Here is a 21478-nt window from a genome sequence, read left to right as displayed (position 1 = left end):
GGTCAATCACTCCTGGTCGAAGGGGCGTCGGTGGGAAGCGTTCGAGGCTGCCCGCGCAGGCGATGGATCAGATCCTCGATCAGCAGCAGGACCATCAGGCCGGCGGCGATGAGTTGCATCAGGTACAGATAGGAGAAGCTCATATCGAAGGTGCTGGCGAAGACCCCGGCGGTGCGCTCCATCATGTTGAAGGCGCCGCCCATCACCATCACCAGCACCAGGATGCTGACGCCATCGGCGAGGATGGCGACCGCGCGCTGGGCACCCGCCGGTAGCAAGTCGGTGACGATGGTGATGCGAATGTGCTCCTGATAGCGCAGCGCGAGCACCGAGCCGAGGAAGATCTCGGCCAGGAACAGGTAGCGTGAGACCTCGTCGGTCCAGGGCACCGCCAGGCCCAGGGCGTAGCGTGAAATCACCTGAATGCCCATGACGATGAGCATCAGGCTGAAGGCGCCGACGACGATGGCGGTCAATAGCCACCAGAAGCCGGCGACGCCCCGCGCCAGAGGAGATTGATGAGTCATGGAGGGCTCCGAGGAGCCCCCGCCGAGGCGGGGGCTGGTGTCACTTGAGCAGAGACAGCACGTAGTCGCGCACCGCGGGATCGTAGTCCTCGGCGATGGTTTCTACCGCTGGACGAGCGTCGGCGCGGAAGGCCTCGACGTCGGGTTCGATGATCTCCATGCCCCGCTCTTCGAGCTGTTGATAGAGCTCGGCCTGGCCCTGGCTGACCAGCTCATCGCCCCAGGCGGTGGCCTCGTCGATGGCGGCCAGCACGATCTCGCGGTTGTCCTCGGAGAGGCCCTGGTAGAAGTCCTCGTTCATCAGCCAGTGGAAGAACGAGTAGACGTGCTCGGTGCGGCTGAGATAGTCCTGAACCTCGAACAGCTTGCCGGCGACGATGTTGTCGACCGGGTTCTCCTGCATGTCGATGACTCCGGTCTGCAGCGAGGTGTAGACCTCGGGCCAGGCGATGGGGCTCGGTAGGGCGCCGATTTCGCCCCACACCGTCACCCAGGGGGCGATCTCGGGGACCCGCATGCGCACTCCGCTGACGTCGTCCGGGGTGGTGACCGGGGAGTTGGAGGTCAGATTGCGCGGGTTGCGCGCCGACAGCCCGACCAGACGCATGTTGCCCTTGGCGATCAGGCTCTGGTTCAGCGCCTCGCCGATGTCGCCCTCGTAGATCTTGCGTGCCTGGGCGCTGGAGTCGTAGACGAAGGGCAGGTCGGCGGCGGAAAACTCCGGGGCATAGAGGGTCATCGGCATGGAGCCGCCGAGGGCGATGTCGTACTCGCCGTAGCTGGCGCCTTCCAGGTGGTCGCGCTCTCCGCCGACTTCGGTGCCGAGCAGGGTGACGCTGATGTCGCCGCCGGTCTGCTCTTCGATGTTGGCCTTGAGGCGCTCACCGATCTTGAACATGGCGTGGGACGGATCGGTGTGGATGGCGATGGCCATCTCCTCGGCGCTGACCGGACCTGCGACGGCGAGACTAAAGGCGCCAGCAAGTACCATTGGCGCTAGGGTGCGGGTTGTCATTGTGGTTGTCTCCCAGAGTTGGCGGTTCGTCCGAAGCGGTCGTCGGGGCTTGGCTTCGGCAGTGTCACGACTCGAGATGTGCCGTTCGAGTAGCGTTAGAGAGAAACCTAGCAGGCGCGCCATGGTAGCGCTACCATTTTGATGGTAGCGCTACCACTACTTTGGTATTGGGGTACACTGCAGGTGACAGGATCACGACTTCAGGAAGGGCGCCATGGACAAGACGGATAGCCGCTCGCGCAAGCGCCACCGCGGGCAGGGCAGAGTGACGTTGGCCGATGTGGCCAAGGCCGCTGGGGTGGCACCGATCACGGTGTCACGGGCATTGAATTCGCCGGATCGCGTATCGCCTAAGGTCAGGGCGCGGGTCGAGGAGGCGGTGGAGGCGCTCGGGTACGTGCCGAACTTGATCGCCGGAGGGCTCGCCGCCGCGGGTACCAAGGTCATTCCCGTCATCGTGCCGTCGCTGTCCATTCTGACCTTTATCGAGGTGATCCATGCGATCGGCCAGCGGCTCGAGAGCGCCGGTTACCAGATGCTGTTGGCCTCGACCGACTGGGACCTGGATCGCGAGGCGGATCTGGTCGATACGGTGCTGGGCTATTCGCCCTCCGGGGTGATCCTGACGGGGCTGCGTCACCGCCCGCGAGTGGTGTCGCGGCTCAAGGGTTGGGGCAGGCCGGTGGTCGAGATCATGGAGTACGGCGAGTCCGTCATCGACATGAACGTCGGCGTCGATGGCGATAGCCTCGGGCGCGCCATGGCCACCCATTTGATGGCGCGGGGCTATCGGCGCATCGCCTTCGTCGGGTCGAATCTCGATCGCGATTACCGCGGCCGCCAGCGGATGCAAGGGCACCAGAGCGCACTCGAACAGGCCGGGTTCGACGCCAGTTGGGTACTGGAATACGCCGAGCCGGCCTCCTATGCGGTGGGCGCCCAGGCGCTTAAGGAGGTGATGGCGATGTCACCACGACCCGACGCGCTTCACTGCTCCAACGATATTCTCGCCGCCGGCGCTCTGCTCGAGGCCAACCGCCAGGGGGTCGCCGTGCCGGGGGAAGTCGCCATCGGTGGCTATCTGGGGCTGTCCATCGCCGAGCATCTGACGCCACGGCTGACGACGCTGGCGGTGCCGCGGGCCGAGATGGGCACCCAGGCCGCCGAACTCCTCCTGGCGCGCCTGGCCGGGGGCGACCCCGAGCGGCCACGCCGGGACATCGGCTTCACCCTGGTGGAGGGGGACAGCACCTGAGGTGGGTGCTGGTAAAACAAGCGTCACTCATTGATCGGGAAATTCACCGGGCACGCGGTACTTGACGCCCTCGGCCTGGCGCTCCTGCTCGGTCTTGGTTGCGTCTTCGGCGGGTACGCCCCAGACGGTTTCCTTGCGGCCATCGTCCCAGGTGTAGGTGGTGCAACCGGAGAGCAGGGTGACGGCAAGTAGCGTCGGCAGGGCGAGACGCCGGGCGGTATTGGACATGCAGACCTCCTTGGTGAATTTGCACGATGTGCCAGTGGGCTGGCGCCGATGCTCGCAGGTTGCGAGTAGCGACGCCAGCGCGAGTGAGGGCCTGGTGTCAGCTTCCGGAGATGCCGAGCCACATGGGCAGATAGACGACCAGCAATAGCACGCCGACGAGGCCCAGCAGATAGGGCACTATCGCCTTGGTGATGCGCTCGAGCGGTAGCTGGGTCACCGATGAGGCGACGTAGAGGTTGATCGCGACCGGTGGCGTGATCATGCCGATGGCGAGCCCGACCACGATGATCAGCCCAAAATGGACCGGGTCGATGCCGAGCTGCGTGACCAGCGGCAATAGCACCGGCGTCAGGATGATCAGCGCACTGGCGGTCTCGATGAACACGCCGGTGGCCAGGATCACGGCGACCACCAGCAGCATGATCACGTACGGGTCGCTGGACAGCGACAGCACCGATTCGGCGATCTGTGCCGGTACCTGGGCGCTGGACAGGGTCCAGCTCAGCACCGCGGAGGTGGCGATCACCAGCATGATCACCGAGGTGGTGATCGCCGAGCGGATCATCACCCGATAGACGTCCCTGGGCGTCAGGTCGCGGTAGACGACCAGCGACACGATCAGGGCGTAGACCACCGCGACGACGGCGGCCTCACTCGGCGTGAAGACCCCCGAAAAGATGCCGCCGAGGATGATGACCGGTGTCATCAGCCCCCAGCTGGCCGCCTTCAGGGTGCGCCAGATGGTGGCCAGCGACAGCGGGCTGCCGTGGGGGTACCGGCGGCGATAGGCCTGGACGATGGCGATCGCGGTCAGCCCGAGCCCCATGGCAAGCCCCGGCAAAAACCCCTGCAGGAACAGCGTGGAGACGGACTCCTGGGCGATGACGGCGTAGATGATCATCGGCACCGAGGGGGGGATCACGACGCCGATGGTGCCACTGGCCGCGATCAGACTGGCCGCCGACGCCGGATCATAGCCCTTGCGTTTGAGCTCGGGCACCAGGCTCGAGCCGACCGCGGCGGTGGTCGCCGCCCCGGAGCCGGAAATCGCGGCGAAGAACATGCCGGCCAGCACCGAGACCACCGACAGGCCGCCCTTGAGAAAGCCGAACAGGCTATCGGCGAAGTCGACCAGCTTCTTGCTCACCGATCCCTGGGCCATGATGTCGCCGGTGAGGATGAACATCGGCACCGCGACCAGGGCGAAGGTGTTGATGCCCTGAAACATCTGCTGAGTGACGACCAGCAGCGGCGTGCCTTGAGTGGCGAGTGCGAGCATGGTGCTGGCGCCGATCGCCAGTGCGATGGGCACGCCAAGCAGCATGAAGGCGAAGAAGCCGACAAACAGAATCAGGGTCATGAGCCGTCCTCCCCGTGCTGGCGCCAGGGGCGCCCGTGCACGAGCTCGTGCAGCAGCGCCACCAGGGTGGTCCAGCTCATCAGCGCGGCGGTGAGCGGAATGACCGCGTAGACCCAGGTCATGGACAGTCGCAGGGAGGCGGATTTCTGGAAGCTCTGCATCTGCATGTAGCGGTAGCCGATGACCACCAGCGCGAGGAGAAAGGCCAGCGCCACCAGGTGAGCGAGGGTCCGCGCCGCGCTGCCGCTGCGGCCGGGCAGGGTGTCGATGACGAAGGTCACCGCGATATGGCGCCCGCCGCGATAGGCCAGAGTCGCGGCCAGGAAGGTAATCCAGATCAGCAGAAAGCGCGCGACTTCCTCGGTCCAGCCGACGGCGGTGAAGGCCACGCGGGAGACGATCTGCAGGGAAATGACGCCGATCAACGCGGCCATGGCGATAAACACCACGGGGCGTGTCACGGCGTCGAGTCCCTGCTCAAGGCGTTCGAGCAGGGTCAACACTTACTTCAGCGCCTCCTGAATGCGCGGCAGGTAGTCACCGAACTGCTCGCCGTAGGTCTCGTAGACCGGCGCCACGGCGTCCTGGAAGGCGGCGATATCGGGCGACTCCTCGATTTCCATGCCGGCCTCCGCGAGCTCGGCCAGCTGCTCTGACTGCATGGCGGCATTCTGCTCGCGCTCGTACTGCGCGGCCTCGTGGGCGGCGGTCTCGATCACGTCCTGGGCCGCCTCGGGCAGCTTCTGCCACGCGGGCATGCCCATGACGAAGATCGCCGGGGCGTAGGTATGCCGCGACAGGGTCATGTACTTCTGGGTCTCGTCGAGCTTGAACGAGTGGATGACATTGACCGGGTTTTCCTGGCCGTCGATGGTGCCCTGCTGCATCGCCGTCAGTGCCTCGGTCCAGGCCATGGGCACGGCGTTGGCGCCAAGCTCGCGGAAGGTGTCGACGTAGACCGGGTTCTCCATGACGCGGATGCGCAGGCCGTCGATATCCTCCGGGGTTTTCACCGGGTGTTGGGAGTTGGTCAGGTTGCGAAACCCGCGCTCGGCATAGGCCAGGCCCTTGAGATTGACGTCGGCCAGCTTGTCCAGCAGCTCCTGGCCGATGGGGCCGTCGAGCACCGAGTAGGCCTCGTCCGGGGAAGAGAACAGGAAGGGCAGTTCGAAGACCGCCATCTCCTCGACGAAGTTGGCGACCGGGCCGTTGGTGATGACGCCCATGTCGACGGTGCCGATCTGCATGCCTTCTAGCAAAGTGCGCTCATCGCCCAGCGTGGCGTTGGGGAAGATCTCGATGTCGACCTTGCCGTCGCTGCGCGCCTCGACCAGCTCCTCGAACTTGGTCGCGGCGATGTGGAAACCGTCCTGCTCGTTGACCACATGGGCCAGGCGCAGAGTGACGGGGTCCATGCCCTCGAAGCCATCGGCGAGCGCCGGGGTGGCGCTGAGCGCGAGGGCGATGGCGGCCGTCAAGGTGGACAGGGAGAGCCCCTTGGGAGCGGGGAAGATGGCAGTCTTCATGTGGGGTTTTCCTTCGGTGTTCAGCGAGTTGGCTTTTATAGTCGTTGGTTTGGTCAGACCTTGTGACCGCCTGGCGATCATGCCGGATGGTGCGTAGTGGGGTCAATTCGGCGGCGTCTCGGTTGATCGAGCGTCGCTGCGGGGCCCCGGGGACGAGATCCGTACCATGGAGCCGCAGCGAACGGGGGCAGAGGACAGGTGTATTGAATAGCCGTAGCGGACAGGTGCAGCGGACAGGTGCAGTGGGCCGGTGCAGTGAAGAGCCGCAGGGGGCAGGCGAATGGGTTAGGCGGGCTCCTTGAGGCCACAGACATCGCCTGGGGGGCTGACCTGGCGGTCAACGCAGGCCGCCAGCGCGGGGCTGGCGGCGAAGGCAGGGCGATGGTACCGACTAGAGATGGCTTGGGTTGTGCAGCTCTCGGTCATCGGCGGGGGGCGGTGTCCACTGATAGATCCAGGTCTCTGTCAGCGGCGTCCCTTCTTCATCGCTCAAGTACAGGCGCAGTGAGATCGGGTCGGTACTGTCATCGGGTGGCACCAGATCGAACATGGCCCGGTAGCCCTGGATGGCATCCAGCGGTCGAGCGGATGTGATCTCGATCTCGCCACGGCTGGCCTCGATGACCGGCGCGATCTTGCGCTCGTCGCCGTCTTCGAGGGGGAAGGCGCCACCGCGAAAATCGATGGCGAAGCGGCGGCTGTAATACTCGCGTTTCTGGCCGACGACGCCACCGAGGCCGGTGCGGGTCGCGACACAGCGCGCAAGCTCCGGCTGGGAGGGCGGCAGCGGGTACCAGGTCAGCCGGTAGCCGTAGCGCAGCTCGTCGCCTGGCTCGGCCGGGGCCTCGGGGCGCCAGTAGGCGACGATGTTGTCGAAGGTCTCGTCCTGGGCCGGGATCTCGACCAGATCGACGCTGCCCTTGCCCCAATCGCCTCGAGGCTCGATCCAGACGCTGGGTCGGCGATCATAGAAGACGCCATCATCCTGGTAGTGCGCAAAGTCATGGTCGCGCTGAACCAGGCCGAATCCTTTCGGCGATTGGTCGGCGTAGGCGTTGTAGCGCAGGGCGGGCGGGTTGGCCAGGGGGCGCCACAGCCATTCGCCGTCGCCGGTGTGCAGTGCGAGACCGTCGGAGTCGTGGATCTCCGGGCGCCAGTCGTAGTCGACGTCACGGTCGTTCTCCCCCACCAGGTACATGCTGGTCAGCGGCGCGATGCCAAGCGTCGTGATGGTTTCGCGCGGATAGAGGGTGGCGTCGATGTCCATGACCACCCCTTCCACGTTGCGCGTGATGACGAAGCGATAGGCGCCGGTGGTGCTGGGAGACTCCAGCAGCGCATGGACGATGACCGCGTCTTCGCCATCGGGCTGCTCGAGCCAGAACCGCGTGAAGTCCGGGAACTCCTCACCGTCCGGGGACGCAGTGCCGATCGCGAGCCCGCGGGCCGACATGCCGTACTGCATCGAACTGCTGACCGCGCGGAAGTAGCTGGCGCCGAGGAAGGAGGCGATGTCTCGCTGCCAGTCGTCGTGGTGATGCAGGCGGAACCCGGCGAAGCCGAGGCGCTCGGACAGGGCGTCGGTATCGACGCCGGAATCACCGAAGGTGAACATCGCGGGATCATAGGCGATTTCCTGGGCCTGGCCAGCGTTCACCAGGAACAGCCGCACCGGGGTGGTGAAACCGCGGCCCAGGTGGAAGGTCTGGGCCTGGAAGGGCGCCTTGGTCTCGCTCCACAGGGCATGGTCGGCGCGAAAACCGATGGATTGGTACTGATCCCAGGAGAGCTCACTCAGCTGCGGGGGTAACTCACCCTCGTGGTCCTGGTGGGGTTGCTGCGACAAGTGCTGGGCCAGGCCCTTGAGCCAGGCGTAGTCGAAATTTTCGCGTTGGCCGGTGGTCGAGACCCGGTGGTCCACCGCGGCCATCAGTGGTCCAAGGGGTAGTGCGGTACCGGCGAGCACCGTCGCGGCCTTGAGGAAGTCCCGTCGTTGCATCTCCATCGTCCTTGTGGTGGTGGCGTTGGGTCAGCTCCTGGAGCCGAGGCTAAGGGATGGACCGCCCGTTTGAGCACAGGTTCCCCGGCGATACGGACAGACCTTGATCACGAACATTGTTATCATGCTAATTAACTGTTAGGATCCGCCGTCTTTTGGCCGGTGCTCGTCGGGCCCGCGCCGCCGTATTCAACGAGGAAGTCACTTCATGACGCCAGATCAGCGCTTCGCGCTCTGGGTGCGCGGAGCCATCGCTGCCTTTTGTCTGCTATTCGCCTATTTCGTCGTCGCCGATACCTACATGCCCCTCACGCCGCAGGCCCGGGTGATGCGCCCCGTCACCCAGGTGGCGCCGCGGATCAGTGGTCCGGTCGTCGAGGTGGCCGTTTCAGATCACCAGAACGTCGCGGCAGGTGACGTGCTGTTTCGCATCGATCCGGATCCCTTCGAGCTTGCCCTGGAACGGGCCAGGCTCGCCGAGGAAGCCGCCCGCCGTGACAATGCCTTGTTGGCGGCGGAGCTCGAGTCGGCCCGGGCGGATGTTCAGGCGGCTCGAGCACGAGCCGAGGAAAGTGGCCAGGAGCGTCGGCGGGCGGAGCGCTTGATCACCCAGGGGAGCATCTCGCGCCAGCGGCTCGATGGCCTGGTCGCCGGGGACAGAGAAGCGGAGGCGGCGGTGAGCGCGGCGGAAGCCGAAGTGCGTCGCCTGGAGCTCGACCTCGGTGACGTCGGCTCGGCTAACCTGCGCCTGCGCCAGGCCCGCAACGCCGTCGAACAGGCGCGTCTCAACCTTGGCTACACGGTGGTCAGGGCAGACCAGGCCGGGACCGTGACCAATCTTCAGTTGGAAGAAGGAAGCTACGTCGGCAAAGGCACGCCGGTGATGGCGATGGTCAATCAACGCCTGGATCTGGTGGCGGACTTCCGTGAGAAGAGCCTGCGCAAGGTGCAGGCCGGCGATGACGCCCGCGTGGTCTTCGATGCCTTGCCGGGGCGCGTATTCAAGGCGCGCGTCGAGTCCCGCGACGCCGGCGTGCGTGATGGCCAGCAGGTCGCCGATGGGCGCCTGGCCGACATTCCGACGACCGATCGTTGGGTCAGGGACGCGCAGCGCCTGCGGCTGCATCTGCGTCTTGTCGAGGCCCCGGAAGGGGCGCCGGCGAGCGGCTCTCGGGCGACGGTACAGCTGCTCCCCGGCGAGCACCCGCTGGCCCATCCATTCGCCGCGGTGCAGATTCGTCTGATGTCCTGGCTGCACTATGTCTACTGAGGCGACGTCTACTGAGGCGACGTCTACTGAGGCGACGGGGCCGGCGGCGGTTGTCGGCGCTACCCCGGCCTCGTCGAGTCATGGCCTGGTGGGGTTGCTGCGGCGTCGGGCCAAGCGCAGGCTCGCGGTGGGAGCGTCGCCTGTCCGGTTCTCCGCCAACGACTACCGGCAGTCGTTGCGCATTACCTTCGGCGCGCTGATCGGCTTCGTGGTCAGCCAATTGATGGGCTGGAACTACGGCGTCTTCTTCACCGTCTTTCCGATGTTTCTGCTCGGTATGGTGCCGGTCCTCAACGCCCATGTCGTGCGCCAGTTCCTGGGTAACGCCTGCCTGAACGTGGTAGAGATCAGCCTGGTGGTTGGCCTGACGCAGCACCTGCCCGCGGTGATGACGGTGCTGGCATTTGCGATGTTTTACGGACGCTTTCGTCTGATGGCCAAGGGTCCCTGGTTCCTGTTTGGTGCCAATGGGGTGCTGACCCTCAGCATCATGTTGCACTTTGCCAGCTATCCGACACTCGATCTCTTCGATCTGTTGACCAGTAACGTGGTCGCAAGCGTCCTGGCGGTGGGCATTGCCTACCTGATGCATGCGATCTTTCCCGACGTAGCGCCGCGACCTCGCCCGCAGCCGCAGCCGAAGTCGCTGTCCTTGCAGCGTCATCAGACATTGATGGGCGCGATTACCGCGACCCTGTCCTTCGCGGTGTTTCAGTCGCTGGATCTGCGGGACTCTTTATCGGCACAGATGGCTACCATTCTGATCTTGTTTGCGCTTGGCTATCACGGCGCCAGGGCGTCCGCTCAGCGCCGGGCGATCGGTACCTTGCTGGGGTGCAACCTGGCCTTAGTCCTGCAGCTGATTCTGTCCACCCAGAGCGATCATCTGATGCTGGTGGTTTCCAGCTATTTGATCGGTCTTTTGCTGTTTGCCCGCGAGCATGTAATCGAAGGCGCAGGCTCTGGCATCGGCTTCGGCGGCCTTACCACTCTGGGCATTCTGTTCGGTCAGTACCTCGGACCAAACCAGGATCTTGTCTACGATGCGTTTTATCGGTTCAGCTCGATGTGCGTGGCACTGATGGCGACGCTTGTTGTCATGGCGGTGCTGCACCGCTTGCTGAATGCCTGGGCACCGACTCGTGCGACGGACTAGCGCGACAGACTAGCGCGAGACGGGAGTCGACGCCGAAAGCGTAAGACGATGCTAAGAAATCGGCTCTAGGCTATGGGAATTGTTCGGACACGCCGAGGCTGTCACGTGAATCCCACCTTGCCCTGTTGCTCAAGCGTTTCCCCTGTCAGGCGTCGCTGTCGCGTCGAGTCAGTGTCGATGTCGGCTCGCGTTCCATGCGGCCAGGCACCCCCCGAGGCTGGCGTCCCGCGCTGGCACCTCTCCTGGGTCCCTCGCGGTCGTCGCGATGAGGCCTGCGCCTTCATCGAGAACCGCTACCTGTTTCGTCACCGTGCCGTGATCCGGGTGCAGTATCCTCGGTTGCTGGCGCTGTCATCGCTCGATGGCGCCTTGCAGGCCGTGGTGGGGTTGCGCCGCGGTGACCAGATGCCGCTGGTGGTCGACGACTACCTGGGCATGCCCGCCGGAAACGCGTTGGTCGAGTCCGGACTCGCCGCCGAGTGTCCTGATCCCTCTCGCATCATGGAAGTCGGCGCCCTGGCGGGCGGCTCGCCTGGGGCGGGGCGTCGGCTGATGCTATCGCTGGTACTGGTGCTCGAGTCGCTAGGTATCGAGTGGTTGGTGGTGACCGCTTCACGAGACGTGCGCAATGGCCTTGGCAAGCTGGGAATCGACATGACGGAGCTGGCCATCGCCCAGCGCTCGCGGTTGAGAGATGGGGCCGACTGGGGCACCTATTACCGCAGCGACCCACGGGTCGTTGCAATCCGTCCCTGTCGCGAGGCGACCCGGCTGCGCGAGACGCCGCTCGGCGCCCGGTTGTTGGCGAGGGCGCCGCGCCTTGCTTCAAGGCGGCCGGCGGCCGCGGGTGGTGGCCGCGCGGAGGTGGAGACATGACCCATGGCTCCCGTTTACTGCGTCGACTGGAAGATCTGGCTAGTGAGGACCCGGGCCGCCGCCTGCTATTGGGGCGTGGCTTGTTCTGCGATGAGCAGGAGTGGTCGGCGGCTCAACTCTGGCAGGCCATCGAGGCCCAGGCTGGGCGTCTTTCGCGCAGTGGCGTGGCACACCTTGGGCTTCTCGGCAGCAATTGCCCGCGGTGGATTATCGCCCAGCTGGGCGCCTGGCGAGCCGGCATTGCGGTGACGCCGGTGCCGACATTCTTCAGCGCACAGCAGCTGACACACTTGCTCGATACGACCCGGCTCGATGGCGTCATCGGCGACGATAGCCGGGAGCTTGCCGACTATCTTGGCGCTGACCACGCTCAGGACTTTCACGAATTGGGGGTCGAGGACACGTTGCGCCTTTGGCGGCGTGATGGTGACGTTGCGGCCTTGCCTGTCGGCACGGCGCTGGTGACCTTTACCTCGGGAACCACCGGCGCACCCAAAGGCGTGTGCCTCTCCCTCGACCACCTGGAATCGGTGTTGGACGGGCTCGATGAGCGCCTGGCCGGTATCGCGCTAGGGCGGCATGGCGTGGTGTTGCCGTTGGCGATACTGCTCGAGAATCTTGCTGGCGTGCTGTTGGCATTGTGGCAGGGGCGCGAGGTGGTGATCGACGGCGGTGACCGGGTCGGCATGCAGGGCAGTGGCGATCTGGATGTCTTGTGTTGGAAGGCGTGGCTGCAATGGCGGCGACCGCAGAGTCTGATTCTGGTGCCAGGGCTGCTGCGAGCCCTGGTCGCGATTGCCTCGAAGATGGGGCCCGATTTACCGCAATGCTGCAGCGCCTGGCGCCAGGGCCTCGTGCTGGTCGCCGTCGGGGGTGGCCATGTGCCCAAGGCGCTACTGGCTGACGCCGTGAATTGTGGCCTTCCCGTGGCGCAAGGCTACGGGCTCTCCGAGTTGGGGTCCGTGGTCTGCCTGACCCGCCCAGAGGAGGAGCAGAACGGCGCGGTCGGGCGGCCCTTGGCAGGGCTTGCGCTCGAACGCGACGACCAGGGCGAGATCCACATTCATGGCCGGCGCATGCTTGGCTATCTCGGCGCCGACAAGGAGGATACCGCCAAGGCCTGGCCGAGTGGTGATCTTGGCAGCTTTCATGTGAACGGTGGTTGGCGTATCGAAGGGCGCAGCCGCGATGTGCTCATTCTCGATAGTGGCCGCAACCTGTCTCCGGAGTGGCTTGAGTCCGAACTATCGATGCTGCCTGGGGTGTCTCGGGCAGTCGTCTTCGGTGATGGGCTGCCCGGGCCGCTGGCATTGTTGACGCTAAAGGACGAACTCGCCGGTGATGCGGCGCGGCTAACCCAGGCACTGGCTTGTCTCGGTCGCCGTCTGCCCGACTACGCCCGACTGCGGGGCTGGCGGATATTGACGCCAGGCGTCGATAGCGTGGCCGGGGAGCCACTGACCACATTCAGTGATGAAGTGACCGCCAATGGACGCCTGCGCCGCGACATGATCTCACTTCACCACGGTGGCTTGATGGCAGAGCTTGCCGCCGAGACGTTCCCGCCAGCGGGTGCTGCCAGCGGCGATCTTCGATGCCCGACCGCGTCTGTCTCTTACCCTGGAATGGGAGATGTGCCATGACAATCCACGGTTCCACCGCACTTCACGCCACGACGAATAGCCCTGAGGATAGCGCTTCGGGAAGGGACTTCCATGAGGAATTGCTCGCGGCGACGGCAAGCGAGCGTGACCACCTCATGGCTCGCCCGTTGATTCGGCGCGCCCTGGCTGGAGAGCTCGACCTCAGCGAATATCGCGCGTTTCTCGCCCAGGCCTACCACCACGTGCGTCATACCCTGTCGTTGCTGATGGCTTGTGGTGCTCAGCTGTCGGCGCCGGAGTTTGTGTTTCGCGAAGGGCTGCGCCGCGCCATCGCCGAGTACATCGATGAGGAAAAGGGCCATGAGCATTGGATTCTCGACGACCTGGAGGCGCTGGGGGTGGCGCGCGAGGCAGCGTCGAGGCGCTTGCCGCTCCACGCCACCGAGATGATGGTTGCCTATGCCTACGACGCCATCGCTCGTCGCCATCCGCTGTGCATGTTTGGCATGGTGCTGGTGCTCGAAGGGACCAGTACCCACGCCGCCACTCAGGCCGGTATCGCCATTCGGGATAGCCTGGAGTTGGATGACGGTGCCTTCCATTATCTGTTCTCACACGGCGAACTGGATGTCTCCCATATGGCGTTCTTCGCAAAGCTGATGAACACCATCGACTGCCCCCGGGAGCAAGCCCATATCGTTCACGCCGCGCGGGCGTTCTACCGGCTGTACGCCGAGGTTCTTGATGCCGCGTTGGCCGACGCGTCGGCATGGACGGACCGGGCCATGGAAATCGGCCCCAGCCACTGAAACACGCGACCCTGAAGGAACGCCGGCGATTCGCGTCCGGGGCGGGCATGCCGCGCTAGCGATGCCCGAGTCGCGGATGGTGGGCCAGCCCTTAGCCCGGGGGTGGCGGCAGAAGCACAGTGGTCGGGCAGAAGCACTGCGATCGGAGAGAGGAAAGGACATGGCAGCAGCGGATGATGCAGGCAAGCAGTGGCGCGCAATGATCACGGGGGCCTATGGCGGCATAGGTCAGGCGCTGGTCCTGCGCCTGGCCGAGAGCGCGGTGCCTCTGTGGCTGGTGGGGCGTCGGCGCGAAAAGTTGGATGATGTGATTTCGCGGCTCTCCCCTGATCAGCGAACGCGGATCACTGTCGCGGTCCACGACATCGCCGATGCCGACGGCCGCGCCCGACTGCGGCGGAGTATCGAGCAGCTGCCGTGCGATGCGCGCCCCAACGTGCTGATCAACCTGGCCGGTATCAATGACGTCGCCTGGTTCGAGAGCCAGGCAGCTGACGTCGTGGAACGTCTAGTGTCGGTCAATCTCGCTGCGACCATGTTGGTCACTCAGGCCATGTTGCCCGCGCTGCGTGAAACGGGCCGGGCGCGGGTCATCAACGTGGGCTCCATGCTCGGCCACATCGGCCATCCCGGGTACGCCGCCTACTGTGCTGCCAAGTTTGGCCTGCGTGGTTTTTCCGAGGCGCTGAGGCGGGAGTACGCGGGTACCTCGGTGCGGGTGCAGTACCTGGCGCCGCGGGCGACACGAACGCCAATGAACGCTGCGAACGTGCAAGCCATGAACCAGGCGTTGGGCAACGCCATCGACGATCCTGACGATGTCGCGCTTGCAGTGCTGGAGCTGCTCGGCAGTGGGCGAAGACAGCATCTCATGGGGCGCCCGGAGCGGGTCTTCGCGACCCTTAACAGCTGGTGCCCTGCGCTGATCGATCGGGCCCTGGGGCGCAAGGTCTCGGTCATGCAGCGATATCTGGGGGGCGCGGGCGCGGCGGTCGTCGAGAAGGGCGCCGAGAAGGGCGCCGCCGCTCTGCCAGGGGTAGGCGCGGAGGTGTCCGAGGCGGGGAAATGACAACGGTGCCTTGACGAGGACCGCCAAGGCACCGTGGGACTTACTGGGCGGTGACCGTGGTCATCACCAGCTTGTCATCGATCTTGATTGGCCCATCTTCCTGGGCACCGAGGGTGTATTCGAAGATGCCTGTCTGTGTCCCGCCCGCTTCGCCGTGGACCATCAGCATCAGCTGATCGCCGGCACTGACGTCTTCGGTCAGGATCGCGGCGACATCCATGTTCTCACCTTCCTTGAGCGGGGCATGACCCACCACCGGGCCAGGCTTCTGGGTGTCGTCGGTGCGGTGGATGACGAGCCAGCCGTTGCTGTCTGCCACGACTTTCTCTGCCGACACCGTGCCGCCAGCGACAGATTGATCATCGGCCCAGACCCCAGGGGACATATCGCCGTGCATCTCTGCCTGGGCCATCGAGGCAGCGGCGAGCAGAGAGGCGGATACCAGTGCGCTTGCAAGGTGTTGCTTCATCATCATTCTCTCCTGGCTATCAAAGCCCACCTCTGGCGAAGGTGCCTGCGATGGGCGTCAACTGGGTTACGCGACAGGTGAATGGTTGGATGCAGCGTGGCGCAATTTTTTTCGCTGGTGACCGGGCGACGGCGTGGAAGGGCGCGCGCAGGGTGTTGACGACTCGCTGGTGGTTATTTCTGGTCGACGTCCTGCTCATTCAAGCGTTGAGCCTGGTTATCGGCCGACTCGCAGTCGTGGTATGAGGCGACGACGTCGTCATCGAGATGGGTGTCGACGACCTGCCAGTAATCGGTCAGCTTGCCGTCGGGGTCCGTCAGCACGGAACGCACCTGGTATCGAGCAGTCGTCATGGCGTTTCTCCCGTGATCGGCCCGGCAGCCTATGCCGTGGTTCTAGCTTAGTCCGGGTTGCGCGCATTGGCGTTCGATCATCGCCGGCCGTCAGAGCCGTGCTGGGCGCCAACGGCTGAAATGGTCATCGCGGGTGCGAAACGGCCGAGCGTTTTGTTGGGTATAGCGGGGCGAGCCATGAGGTTGTTCAGCACAAGGCGCCGGCCCGCCGGAGTGGCGCAGGTCCGGGGAACCGGCGAACGATGCGGCTGGTGTGGCGGTTCTGGCGTCGGGTAACTGCTTGGGATGCCTGTGTGGGATGCCTGTGTCGGATAGCGGCGTGGAATACCTGCGTGGGATACCTGCGTGGGATAACTGCGTGGTATTGCCGCAGGGCATGGGCCGTCACGTCAGAGTGGCGACAGCGTCGGGTATGCCTTGGTTTCCCACCGGGGGGCATGGTTCCGGATCCCTGGTTGCGCCACCATGGCTTGTGCAGCCAGAGCTTGTGCAACCAGAGCTCCCGGAACCTTGGCTTACTCGCCCCGCATCCTCCTGATGATGGGGGCCTGCGGCGAGTGGAATGACGCCTTCAGACGGTCGCTTGCGTTACGGGCCCGCCAATGGGCTGGCCTAGCGAAGTCCCAGAAAAGACAGGATGACCAGTACGATCACCACGGCGCCGACGATATAGATGATTCTATTCATGATGTCTGCCTCCGTTACGCCATGAGCTGAATTCTCTTTGGAGACCATGGCTTGGCCTCGCTGATCTAGAGGATAGGCCATCGATATCGGCCCGTCTGCGCAATGGCGTACAGATTGCGCCAGGCCCGGCAGCGATGCTCATTCAAATTAGCGTTACGGTGTGCACTCCACCGACACCGTCTGGATCGTCGGGGGGAGTCGGAGCAAAAGCGCGACGAGCGCGAGGTCAGCGGGGTGGTGCCGGTGTTCAACAACGGTAAGGCCATTCGTGCGCGGGTTGGGCCGCCCGGGCGCGGTTGACCTCGTGGGCGTGCTGGTAAAGGCATGGCGAGAAAGCTTGTCTAACAGCTTTCGCTCTTCATCGGCTCCTGTGATTTTGGACTCAAATAGAAGACAAATACTTTAATATCAATAGGATGGTTGGTGTGGGTGACGTGGTTCACTACGCAAATCGAAAGCGTGTGACCTGCGTCGATCGACATGTCTTCAAGGCACGTCCTGATTGGTTTGTCCCCATGACGGCTTCGCATATGGAATGCCGGCGCTGCATAATGGTGCGCAATGTCTTTTTGTGCACTGTTTTCGATCACGCGGAGTATGTTCACCCATGCCTTACCTTCATGACACCTTGGCTCAATTGCAGCAGAGTAGCCCGGCTCAGACCGAGTTCTATCAAGCTACCGAAGAGGTGCTCGACTCGCTGCGACCGCTGCTCGACCTCAATCCCCGGTATCATGAGCACAGCATTGTTGAGCGAATCGTTGAACCAGAGCGACAGATCATGTTTCGTGTTAGCTGGGTTGACGATCATGGCAAGGTTCAGGTCAACAAGGGTTACCGGATTCAGTTCAATTCTGCGCTGGGGCCTTATAAGGGTGGGCTGCGTTTCCATCCTAGTGTGAATGCCAGCATCATCAAGTTCCTTGGCTTCGAGCAGGTTTTCAAGAACGCTCTGACCGGACTGCCGATTGGTGGGGGAAAGGGCGGCTCCAACTTCGACCCCAAGGGCAAGTCTGATGGCGAGATCATGCGCTTCTGCCAGGCGTTCATGACAGAGCTGTATCGGCACATCGGTCCGACGGTTGACGTGCCAGCGGGAGACATCGGCGTCGGTGGCCGCGAGATCGGTTACCTGTTTGGTCAGTACAAGAGAATGACGGGTCGCTATGAAGGTGTGCTAACGGGAAAAGGGCTGGACTGGGGTGGCTCCCTGGGCCGCAAGGAAGCCACCGGATATGGTGCTGTCTACTTTGCCCAGAACATGCTGAAAGCACGCGGTGAGGAGATCGCGGGCAAGACTTGTCTGGTCTCGGGAGCTGGCAATGTGGCCATCTACACGATCGAAAAGCTGTACGACCTGGGTGCAGTTCCCATTACCTGTTCAGATTCCCAGGGTACGATTCATGACCTGCAGGGGATCAACCTAAAAACGCTCAAGTTGCTGAAAGAAGTTCGGCGAGGATCGCTACGCGAGTATGTAGAGCATCATCCGCAAGCGACCTATGTCGATGCTCAGAACTATCCCGAGGGTGGCCACGCTGTGTGGCACTTTGAAGCCCAGCTAGCCTTTCCTTGTGCGACCCAGAATGAGCTGACTGAAGTGGATGCTGTCGCTTTGCTCCAGAATGGCGTCTTCTGCATCAGTGAAGGGTCCAATATGGCCTCTACTGCCGGTGCCGTAGAGCGTGTGCTGGAAGCTAGAATCGCCTATGGTCCTGGCAAAGCCGCCAATGCCGGAGGAGTAGCGACAAGTCAGCTAGAAATGGCTCAGAACAGCAGCATGCAGCAATGGAGTCTGGAGAAGGTGGACGTCAAACTTCAAAGTATCATGGCGGATATTCATCAGCGCTGCGCACATACGGCCGAGGAGTTTGGTCAGCCGCATAACCTTGTTGTAGGAGCCAATATCGCGGGTTTTCGCAAGGTAGCCGATGCCATGATCGAGCAAGGCGTGTACTGACGATCTCTTGTCGCTCTGAAGGTAGCCCGATAAAGGACTCCTGACCCCTGGGCGCAGATATCGAGTGTAACCCTCTGAGCCGGTGTTTGGATTCAGGGTGACGTACAGGGGGCCAGAATGTGCTCTGTCGGAATTCGAGAAAGTTCTGATAAGGGTGGCTGGGCTCCCGGAAGTACCCGAACCCGGAATGTCGGTGCGGGGTCGGTTTGGTGACGCTTGGAATCTGTATGGAAACCAAGGCTGGGGAGGAGAGAATACAACGAAAAACCGCCACTCGGCATGACCCGTAAGTGGCGGTTTCTCTTGGTATCCAGTGGTCGGAGCGACAGGATTCGAACCTGCGACCTTTGCAACCCCATTGCAACGCGCTACCAAGCTGCGCCACGCTCCGACTGGGTTCTCCAACGGCGCTGGCGCTTGGCCAGTTGCCTGAGAACGAGGCGTATACTAGCGCGTTCGTTTGAAAATGAAAAGCCCTGTTTGCGCTTTTATTTCAAGCGCTTGGTCTTTTTTGCATTGCAGCAACTCGGCTCTGCCCAGGCGGAGCGCAGTCTGACACACTATAGACACCATCATTTGATCGTTACGAGAGGACCTCGCGATGCCTTTGATTGTCGGCATGAGCATGTTGCTGGCCTGTCAGTTCGTCGGAGAGTTGCTGGCTCGTACCCTGACGCTGCCGATCCCCGGGCCGGTGATTGGCATGGTGATTCTGTTATGTGCGTTGGGCGTGCGTGGCAAGGTGCCGTCGAGCCTGCGCACTACGGGCGAAGGGCTGCTGCGTTACCTCACCTTGCTGTTTGTACCGGCGGGTGTCGGCCTGATGGTGCATGCCCGGCTGATTCAGAACGACCTGATTGCCATCGTGGTGACGCTGATCGTGTCCACCGCAGTCACCCTGGCCGTCACCGCCTGGGTCATGAACTGGATGGTGCAGCGCCGAGGAGGGCGGTCATGAAGGCCGGGTCGCTGGATGAGCTATGGGTCTATCTGTCGGGGAATCCGCTGCTGTCACTGCTGGTGACCTTGCTCGCCTTTGCCTTGGCGGTTCGTATCAACAAGTGGCTCGGTGGCACCCCGCTGTTTCATACCGTCACGCTGTCGATCGTCCTGCTGATAGCATTTCTGCTGCTCACCGGGATCGACTACCCGACCTATTTCGAGGGCGCGCAGTTCATCCACTTCCTGCTCGGGCCGGCGACGGTGGCGCTGGCGATCCCCCTGTATGACCACCGGGAACGGGTGCGGCAACTGTTGGTGCCCATCACGGTGGCCTGCCTTGCTGGCATCGTTACCGCGGTGGCATCGACCCTGGGTCTGGCGATGGTGCTGGGCGCCAGCCCCGAGACGGTACTGACCCTGGCGCCGCGGTCGGTGACGTCGCCCATCGCCATGGGGATCGCAGAGATGATCGGCGGTATCCCATCGCTGGCGGCGGGCCTGGTACTGATCACAGGTTCCATCGGTTGCGCACTCGGGCCGATTGTCTTTCGGTTAGTCGGTGTGGCCGACCCGGTCGTCCAGGGCTTTACCATGGGACTGGCTGCCCATGGTTTCGGCACCGCTCAGTCCTTCGCCAAGCTGGGCGCCATGGCGGGAGCCTTCTCCGGGCTCGCGATGGGTCTGACTGGCCTCGTCACGGCCTTCCTGTTGCCGTTGATCGTGGCACTTTTCGGTCTCTGAACCGAGTCTGAACGGAGCCTTTTGCGCCCTGATTTGATGTCGGATAGCGGCCTTTGTGAAAAGGTGCCGACGGGGTCAACCGCGCTTGAGCTTACCCTGACACCCGGCACCCTGATGACGGCGTTTTATTCACTTTTGGCCCTGACCTTGGTCGTAGACGCCGGGCAGGCTGCGCGGGCCTGAGCTATGGTCAGGCGTAAGGGACGACGCCGGAGGCAGTCATGTGGAAGACCGTCAAGTCAGTGCTCGCGGCTTTTTTTGGCGTGCAGCGGGAGTCGCAGCGCCAGGAAGACTTCACCTCCGGTAAGCCCGCCAGTTTCATCCTGGTGGGTATTCTCATGGGTATCATTCTGGTGGTTCTGCTGGTTGCCATCGCCATGATGGCAGCCGGGTAATGCGTGTGTGTTGCGTTGGTTGCGTCTGGATAACGACCGTGTCGAATCGCGCCGCTCTTCTATACTCGATCCAGTAGTGACTACTACTACAACAAAAAGCTCCAGGAGGCATCGATGCGCCAGCGGCACGTATGGATGACTGCAGGATGGATGTTGATGGGTCTCGCGGGTCAGCTCCAGGCGGCAGAATGGAACATGCCGGTCGGGGTCACTGACATCAGCAGCGAGGTGTACTCGCTGCATATGACGATTTTCTGGATCTGCGTGGTGATCGGGGTCGTGGTCTTCGGTGCCATGTTCTATTCGCTGTTCCGCTACCGTCGTTCCCGCAGCCCGACCTCTGCCACCTTTCATGAACACACCACCGTCGAGGTCATCTGGACGGCGATCCCTCTGCTGATTCTCGTCGCCATGGCAGTGCCGGCCACGGCCACTCTCAAGTCTATGTACGACGCCTCTAACGCCGATCTCGATGTGATGATTACCGGGCAGCAGTGGCGTTGGCACTATTCCTATCTGGGCGAAGACGTGGACTTCACGTCTAACCTCGGGACGCCAAGAGAACAGATCAGTGGGGCGGCGGACAAGGGCGAGAACTACCTGCTCGAGGTGGATCAGCCGCTGGTCCTGCCGGTGGGCAAGAAGGTGCGTTTGCTGATGACGTCAGACGATGTCATTCACTCGTGGTGGGTGCCGGATCTGGCCGTCAAACAGGATGCCATTCCCGGCTTCGTCAATGAGAACTGGGTGCGTATCAACGAGCCTGGCGTCTATCGCGGTCAGTGCGCGGAGCTGTGTGGCAAGGATCATGGCTTCATGCCGGTGGTGGTCGAAGCGGTGGAGCAGGAGGAGTTCGATAGCTGGATGGCCGAACGCAAGGAGGCCGCGGCCGCGGAGGCGATGGGGGCGGACCGGGAGTGGGCCATGGCGGAACTGATGGAGCGTGGCGAGGCGGTGTATGGCTCCATCTGTGCCTCTTGCCACCAGGTTGAGGGCGAGGGGCTGCCGCCCGCCTTCCCGGCGCTGGCGGGCAACCAGGCGCTGCTGGATGAGCCCGAGCGCCACACGGACACGGTGGTCAACGGGGTCTCCGGTACGGCGATGCCGGCGTTCCGGACCACCTTGAACCCGGTCGAAATCGCCGCTGTGATCACCTACGAGCGTAACGCCTGGGGCAATGATACCGGCGATATCGTGCAACCCTCCGACATCGCGGCGCAGTTGGCCGAGTAAGGCC

21 protein-coding genes and 1 tRNA gene are annotated in these 21478 nt (G+C 63.4%); 12 read left to right on the top strand and 10 right to left on the bottom strand.

Translation table 11 applies throughout. From position 1 onward, the window contains the following. Nucleotides 1-2 precede the first annotated feature (2 nt). Complete coding sequence (locus ACUN9Y_RS14315) at nt 3-527, bottom strand: TRAP transporter small permease (RefSeq protein WP_445461388.1); 525 nt, start codon at nt 525-527, stop codon at nt 3-5. 40 nt (nt 528-567) lie between these two features. Continuing rightward, entirely contained in the window at nt 568-1542 is a 975-nt protein-coding gene (locus ACUN9Y_RS14310; RefSeq protein ID WP_445461387.1) for a TRAP transporter substrate-binding protein, read from the bottom strand. 214 nt (nt 1543-1756) lie between these two features. On the opposite strand from ACUN9Y_RS14310, the gene ACUN9Y_RS14305 reads away from it, so the two are divergent. After that, the gene (locus ACUN9Y_RS14305) at nt 1757-2797 is read left to right on the top strand and encodes a LacI family DNA-binding transcriptional regulator (protein ID WP_445461386.1); all 1041 of its coding nucleotides are present in this window, start codon (nt 1757-1759) and stop codon (nt 2795-2797) included. A gap of 27 nt (nt 2798-2824) precedes the next feature. On the opposite strand, the gene ACUN9Y_RS14300 is transcribed toward ACUN9Y_RS14305, so the two are convergent. The 5 genes from ACUN9Y_RS14300 to ACUN9Y_RS14280 all read right to left on the bottom strand — a co-directional run bounded on the left by ACUN9Y_RS14300 (nt 2825) and on the right by ACUN9Y_RS14280 (nt 7910). Beyond that, the gene (locus tag ACUN9Y_RS14300) at nt 2825-3025 is read right to left on the bottom strand and encodes a hypothetical protein (protein ID WP_445461385.1); all 201 of its coding nucleotides are present in this window, start codon (nt 3023-3025) and stop codon (nt 2825-2827) included. 97 nt (nt 3026-3122) lie between these two features. Next, complete coding sequence (locus ACUN9Y_RS14295; protein ID WP_445461384.1) at nt 3123-4385, bottom strand: TRAP transporter large permease; 1263 nt, start codon at nt 4383-4385, stop codon at nt 3123-3125. After that, the gene (locus ACUN9Y_RS14290) at nt 4382-4879 is read right to left on the bottom strand and encodes a TRAP transporter small permease (protein ID WP_445461409.1); all 498 of its coding nucleotides are present in this window, start codon (nt 4877-4879) and stop codon (nt 4382-4384) included. The genes ACUN9Y_RS14295 and ACUN9Y_RS14290 overlap by 4 nt, the downstream gene beginning before the upstream one ends. A gap of 9 nt (nt 4880-4888) precedes the next feature. Further along, nucleotides 4889-5911 (bottom strand): TRAP transporter substrate-binding protein, encoded by a 1023-nt coding sequence (locus tag ACUN9Y_RS14285; RefSeq protein ID WP_445461383.1) that lies wholly within the window; start codon nt 5909-5911, stop codon nt 4889-4891. Between the two features lie 391 nt (nt 5912-6302). Further along, nucleotides 6303-7910 (bottom strand): glucan biosynthesis protein, encoded by a 1608-nt coding sequence (locus tag ACUN9Y_RS14280; protein WP_445461382.1) that lies wholly within the window; start codon nt 7908-7910, stop codon nt 6303-6305. A 208-nt stretch (nt 7911-8118) separates the two neighbouring features. Here ACUN9Y_RS14280 and ACUN9Y_RS14275 point away from each other — a divergent pair, with 208 nt between their 5' ends. The 6 genes from ACUN9Y_RS14275 (at nt 8119) to ACUN9Y_RS14250 (ending at nt 14694) form a co-directional block, all read left to right on the top strand. Beyond that, nucleotides 8119-9180, top strand: a complete 1062-nt coding sequence (locus ACUN9Y_RS14275; RefSeq protein ID WP_445461381.1) for an HlyD family secretion protein — start codon at nt 8119-8121, stop codon at nt 9178-9180. Then, entirely contained in the window at nt 9170-10336 is a 1167-nt protein-coding gene (locus ACUN9Y_RS14270) for a DUF2955 domain-containing protein (protein WP_445461380.1), read from the top strand. The genes ACUN9Y_RS14275 and ACUN9Y_RS14270 overlap by 11 nt, the downstream gene beginning before the upstream one ends. 177 nt (nt 10337-10513) lie before the next feature. After that, nucleotides 10514-11212 (top strand): thermostable hemolysin, encoded by a 699-nt coding sequence (locus tag ACUN9Y_RS14265; RefSeq protein WP_445461379.1) that lies wholly within the window; start codon nt 10514-10516, stop codon nt 11210-11212. Next, nucleotides 11209-12855, top strand: coding sequence for an AMP-binding protein (locus ACUN9Y_RS14260; RefSeq protein WP_445461378.1), 1647 nt, complete (start codon nt 11209-11211; stop codon nt 12853-12855). The genes ACUN9Y_RS14265 and ACUN9Y_RS14260 overlap by 4 nt, the downstream gene beginning before the upstream one ends. Beyond that, nucleotides 12852-13625, top strand: coding sequence for a TenA family transcriptional regulator (locus ACUN9Y_RS14255; RefSeq protein ID WP_445461377.1), 774 nt, complete (start codon nt 12852-12854; stop codon nt 13623-13625). The genes ACUN9Y_RS14260 and ACUN9Y_RS14255 overlap by 4 nt, the downstream gene beginning before the upstream one ends. Before the next feature lie 160 nt (nt 13626-13785). Next, entirely contained in the window at nt 13786-14694 is a 909-nt protein-coding gene (locus tag ACUN9Y_RS14250; protein WP_445461376.1) for an SDR family oxidoreductase, read from the top strand. A gap of 40 nt (nt 14695-14734) precedes the next feature. Here ACUN9Y_RS14250 and ACUN9Y_RS14245 read toward each other — a convergent pair whose 3' ends face one another. Beyond that, nucleotides 14735-15166 carry a DUF7282 domain-containing protein gene (locus ACUN9Y_RS14245; RefSeq protein WP_445461375.1) on the bottom strand — a complete coding sequence of 144 codons (432 nt, stop codon included), beginning with the start codon at nt 15164-15166 and terminating at the stop codon, nt 14735-14737. A 170-nt stretch (nt 15167-15336) separates the two neighbouring features. Further along, nucleotides 15337-15516 carry a hypothetical protein gene (locus ACUN9Y_RS14240; protein ID WP_445461374.1) on the bottom strand — a complete coding sequence of 60 codons (180 nt, stop codon included), beginning with the start codon at nt 15514-15516 and terminating at the stop codon, nt 15337-15339. A gap of 1294 nt (nt 15517-16810) precedes the next feature. On the opposite strand from ACUN9Y_RS14240, the gene gdhA reads away from it, so the two are divergent. Next, nucleotides 16811-18163 carry an NADP-specific glutamate dehydrogenase gene (gene gdhA, locus ACUN9Y_RS14235; protein WP_445461373.1) on the top strand — a complete coding sequence of 451 codons (1353 nt, stop codon included), beginning with the start codon at nt 16811-16813 and terminating at the stop codon, nt 18161-18163. A 314-nt stretch (nt 18164-18477) separates the two neighbouring features. Here the strand turns inward: gdhA and ACUN9Y_RS14230 are convergent. Further along, nucleotides 18478-18554: transfer RNA gene (locus ACUN9Y_RS14230), tRNA-Pro, on the bottom strand. A gap of 210 nt (nt 18555-18764) precedes the next feature. Here ACUN9Y_RS14230 and ACUN9Y_RS14225 point away from each other — a divergent pair. The 4 genes from ACUN9Y_RS14225 to coxB all read left to right on the top strand — a co-directional run bounded on the left by ACUN9Y_RS14225 (nt 18765) and on the right by coxB (nt 21474). Then, on the top strand, nt 18765-19121 hold the full coding sequence (locus tag ACUN9Y_RS14225) for a CidA/LrgA family protein (protein WP_445461372.1): 357 nt from the start codon (nt 18765-18767) through the stop codon (nt 19119-19121). Continuing rightward, a complete protein-coding gene (locus ACUN9Y_RS14220; protein ID WP_445461371.1) occupies nt 19118-19846 on the top strand; it encodes an LrgB family protein in 729 nt (242 codons plus the stop codon). The genes ACUN9Y_RS14225 and ACUN9Y_RS14220 overlap by 4 nt, the downstream gene beginning before the upstream one ends. 221 nt (nt 19847-20067) lie before the next feature. Beyond that, a complete protein-coding gene (locus tag ACUN9Y_RS14215) occupies nt 20068-20241 on the top strand; it encodes a DUF2970 domain-containing protein (RefSeq protein WP_445461370.1) in 174 nt (57 codons plus the stop codon). A gap of 114 nt (nt 20242-20355) precedes the next feature. Further along, nucleotides 20356-21474 (top strand): cytochrome c oxidase subunit II, encoded by a 1119-nt coding sequence (gene coxB, locus ACUN9Y_RS14210; protein ID WP_445461369.1) that lies wholly within the window; start codon nt 20356-20358, stop codon nt 21472-21474. Nucleotides 21475-21478 lie beyond the last annotated feature (4 nt).

The sequence above is a fragment of the Halomonas sp. V046 genome (assembly GCF_052645355.1).
Note: the sequence above shows the minus strand (reverse complement) of the source record. Positions and strands in the feature narration are given on the sequence as shown.

Coding starts and splice junctions, on each gene's coding strand:
- ACUN9Y_RS14315 (WP_445461388.1), bottom strand. CDS start 527: ATGACTCATCAATCTCCTCTGGCGCGGGGCGTCGCCGGCTTCTGGTGG.
- ACUN9Y_RS14310 (WP_445461387.1), bottom strand. CDS start 1,542: ATGACAACCCGCACCCTAGCGCCAATGGTACTTGCTGGCGCCTTTAGT.
- ACUN9Y_RS14305 (WP_445461386.1), top strand. CDS start 1,757: ATGGACAAGACGGATAGCCGCTCGCGCAAGCGCCACCGCGGGCAGGGC.
- ACUN9Y_RS14300 (WP_445461385.1), bottom strand. CDS start 3,025: ATGTCCAATACCGCCCGGCGTCTCGCCCTGCCGACGCTACTTGCCGTC.
- ACUN9Y_RS14295 (WP_445461384.1), bottom strand. CDS start 4,385: ATGACCCTGATTCTGTTTGTCGGCTTCTTCGCCTTCATGCTGCTTGGC.
- ACUN9Y_RS14285 (WP_445461383.1), bottom strand. CDS start 5,911: ATGAAGACTGCCATCTTCCCCGCTCCCAAGGGGCTCTCCCTGTCCACC.
- ACUN9Y_RS14280 (WP_445461382.1), bottom strand. CDS start 7,910: ATGCAACGACGGGACTTCCTCAAGGCCGCGACGGTGCTCGCCGGTACC.
- ACUN9Y_RS14275 (WP_445461381.1), top strand. CDS start 8,119: ATGACGCCAGATCAGCGCTTCGCGCTCTGGGTGCGCGGAGCCATCGCT.
- ACUN9Y_RS14270 (WP_445461380.1), top strand. CDS start 9,170: ATGTCTACTGAGGCGACGTCTACTGAGGCGACGTCTACTGAGGCGACG.
- ACUN9Y_RS14265 (WP_445461379.1), top strand. CDS start 10,514: ATGTCGGCTCGCGTTCCATGCGGCCAGGCACCCCCCGAGGCTGGCGTC.
- ACUN9Y_RS14260 (WP_445461378.1), top strand. CDS start 11,209: ATGACCCATGGCTCCCGTTTACTGCGTCGACTGGAAGATCTGGCTAGT.
- ACUN9Y_RS14255 (WP_445461377.1), top strand. CDS start 12,852: ATGACAATCCACGGTTCCACCGCACTTCACGCCACGACGAATAGCCCT.
- ACUN9Y_RS14250 (WP_445461376.1), top strand. CDS start 13,786: ATGGCAGCAGCGGATGATGCAGGCAAGCAGTGGCGCGCAATGATCACG.
- ACUN9Y_RS14245 (WP_445461375.1), bottom strand. CDS start 15,166: ATGATGAAGCAACACCTTGCAAGCGCACTGGTATCCGCCTCTCTGCTC.
- ACUN9Y_RS14240 (WP_445461374.1), bottom strand. CDS start 15,516: ATGACGACTGCTCGATACCAGGTGCGTTCCGTGCTGACGGACCCCGAC.
- gdhA (WP_445461373.1), top strand. CDS start 16,811: ATGCCTTACCTTCATGACACCTTGGCTCAATTGCAGCAGAGTAGCCCG.
- ACUN9Y_RS14225 (WP_445461372.1), top strand. CDS start 18,765: ATGCCTTTGATTGTCGGCATGAGCATGTTGCTGGCCTGTCAGTTCGTC.
- ACUN9Y_RS14220 (WP_445461371.1), top strand. CDS start 19,118: ATGAAGGCCGGGTCGCTGGATGAGCTATGGGTCTATCTGTCGGGGAAT.
- ACUN9Y_RS14215 (WP_445461370.1), top strand. CDS start 20,068: ATGTGGAAGACCGTCAAGTCAGTGCTCGCGGCTTTTTTTGGCGTGCAG.
- coxB (WP_445461369.1), top strand. CDS start 20,356: ATGCGCCAGCGGCACGTATGGATGACTGCAGGATGGATGTTGATGGGT.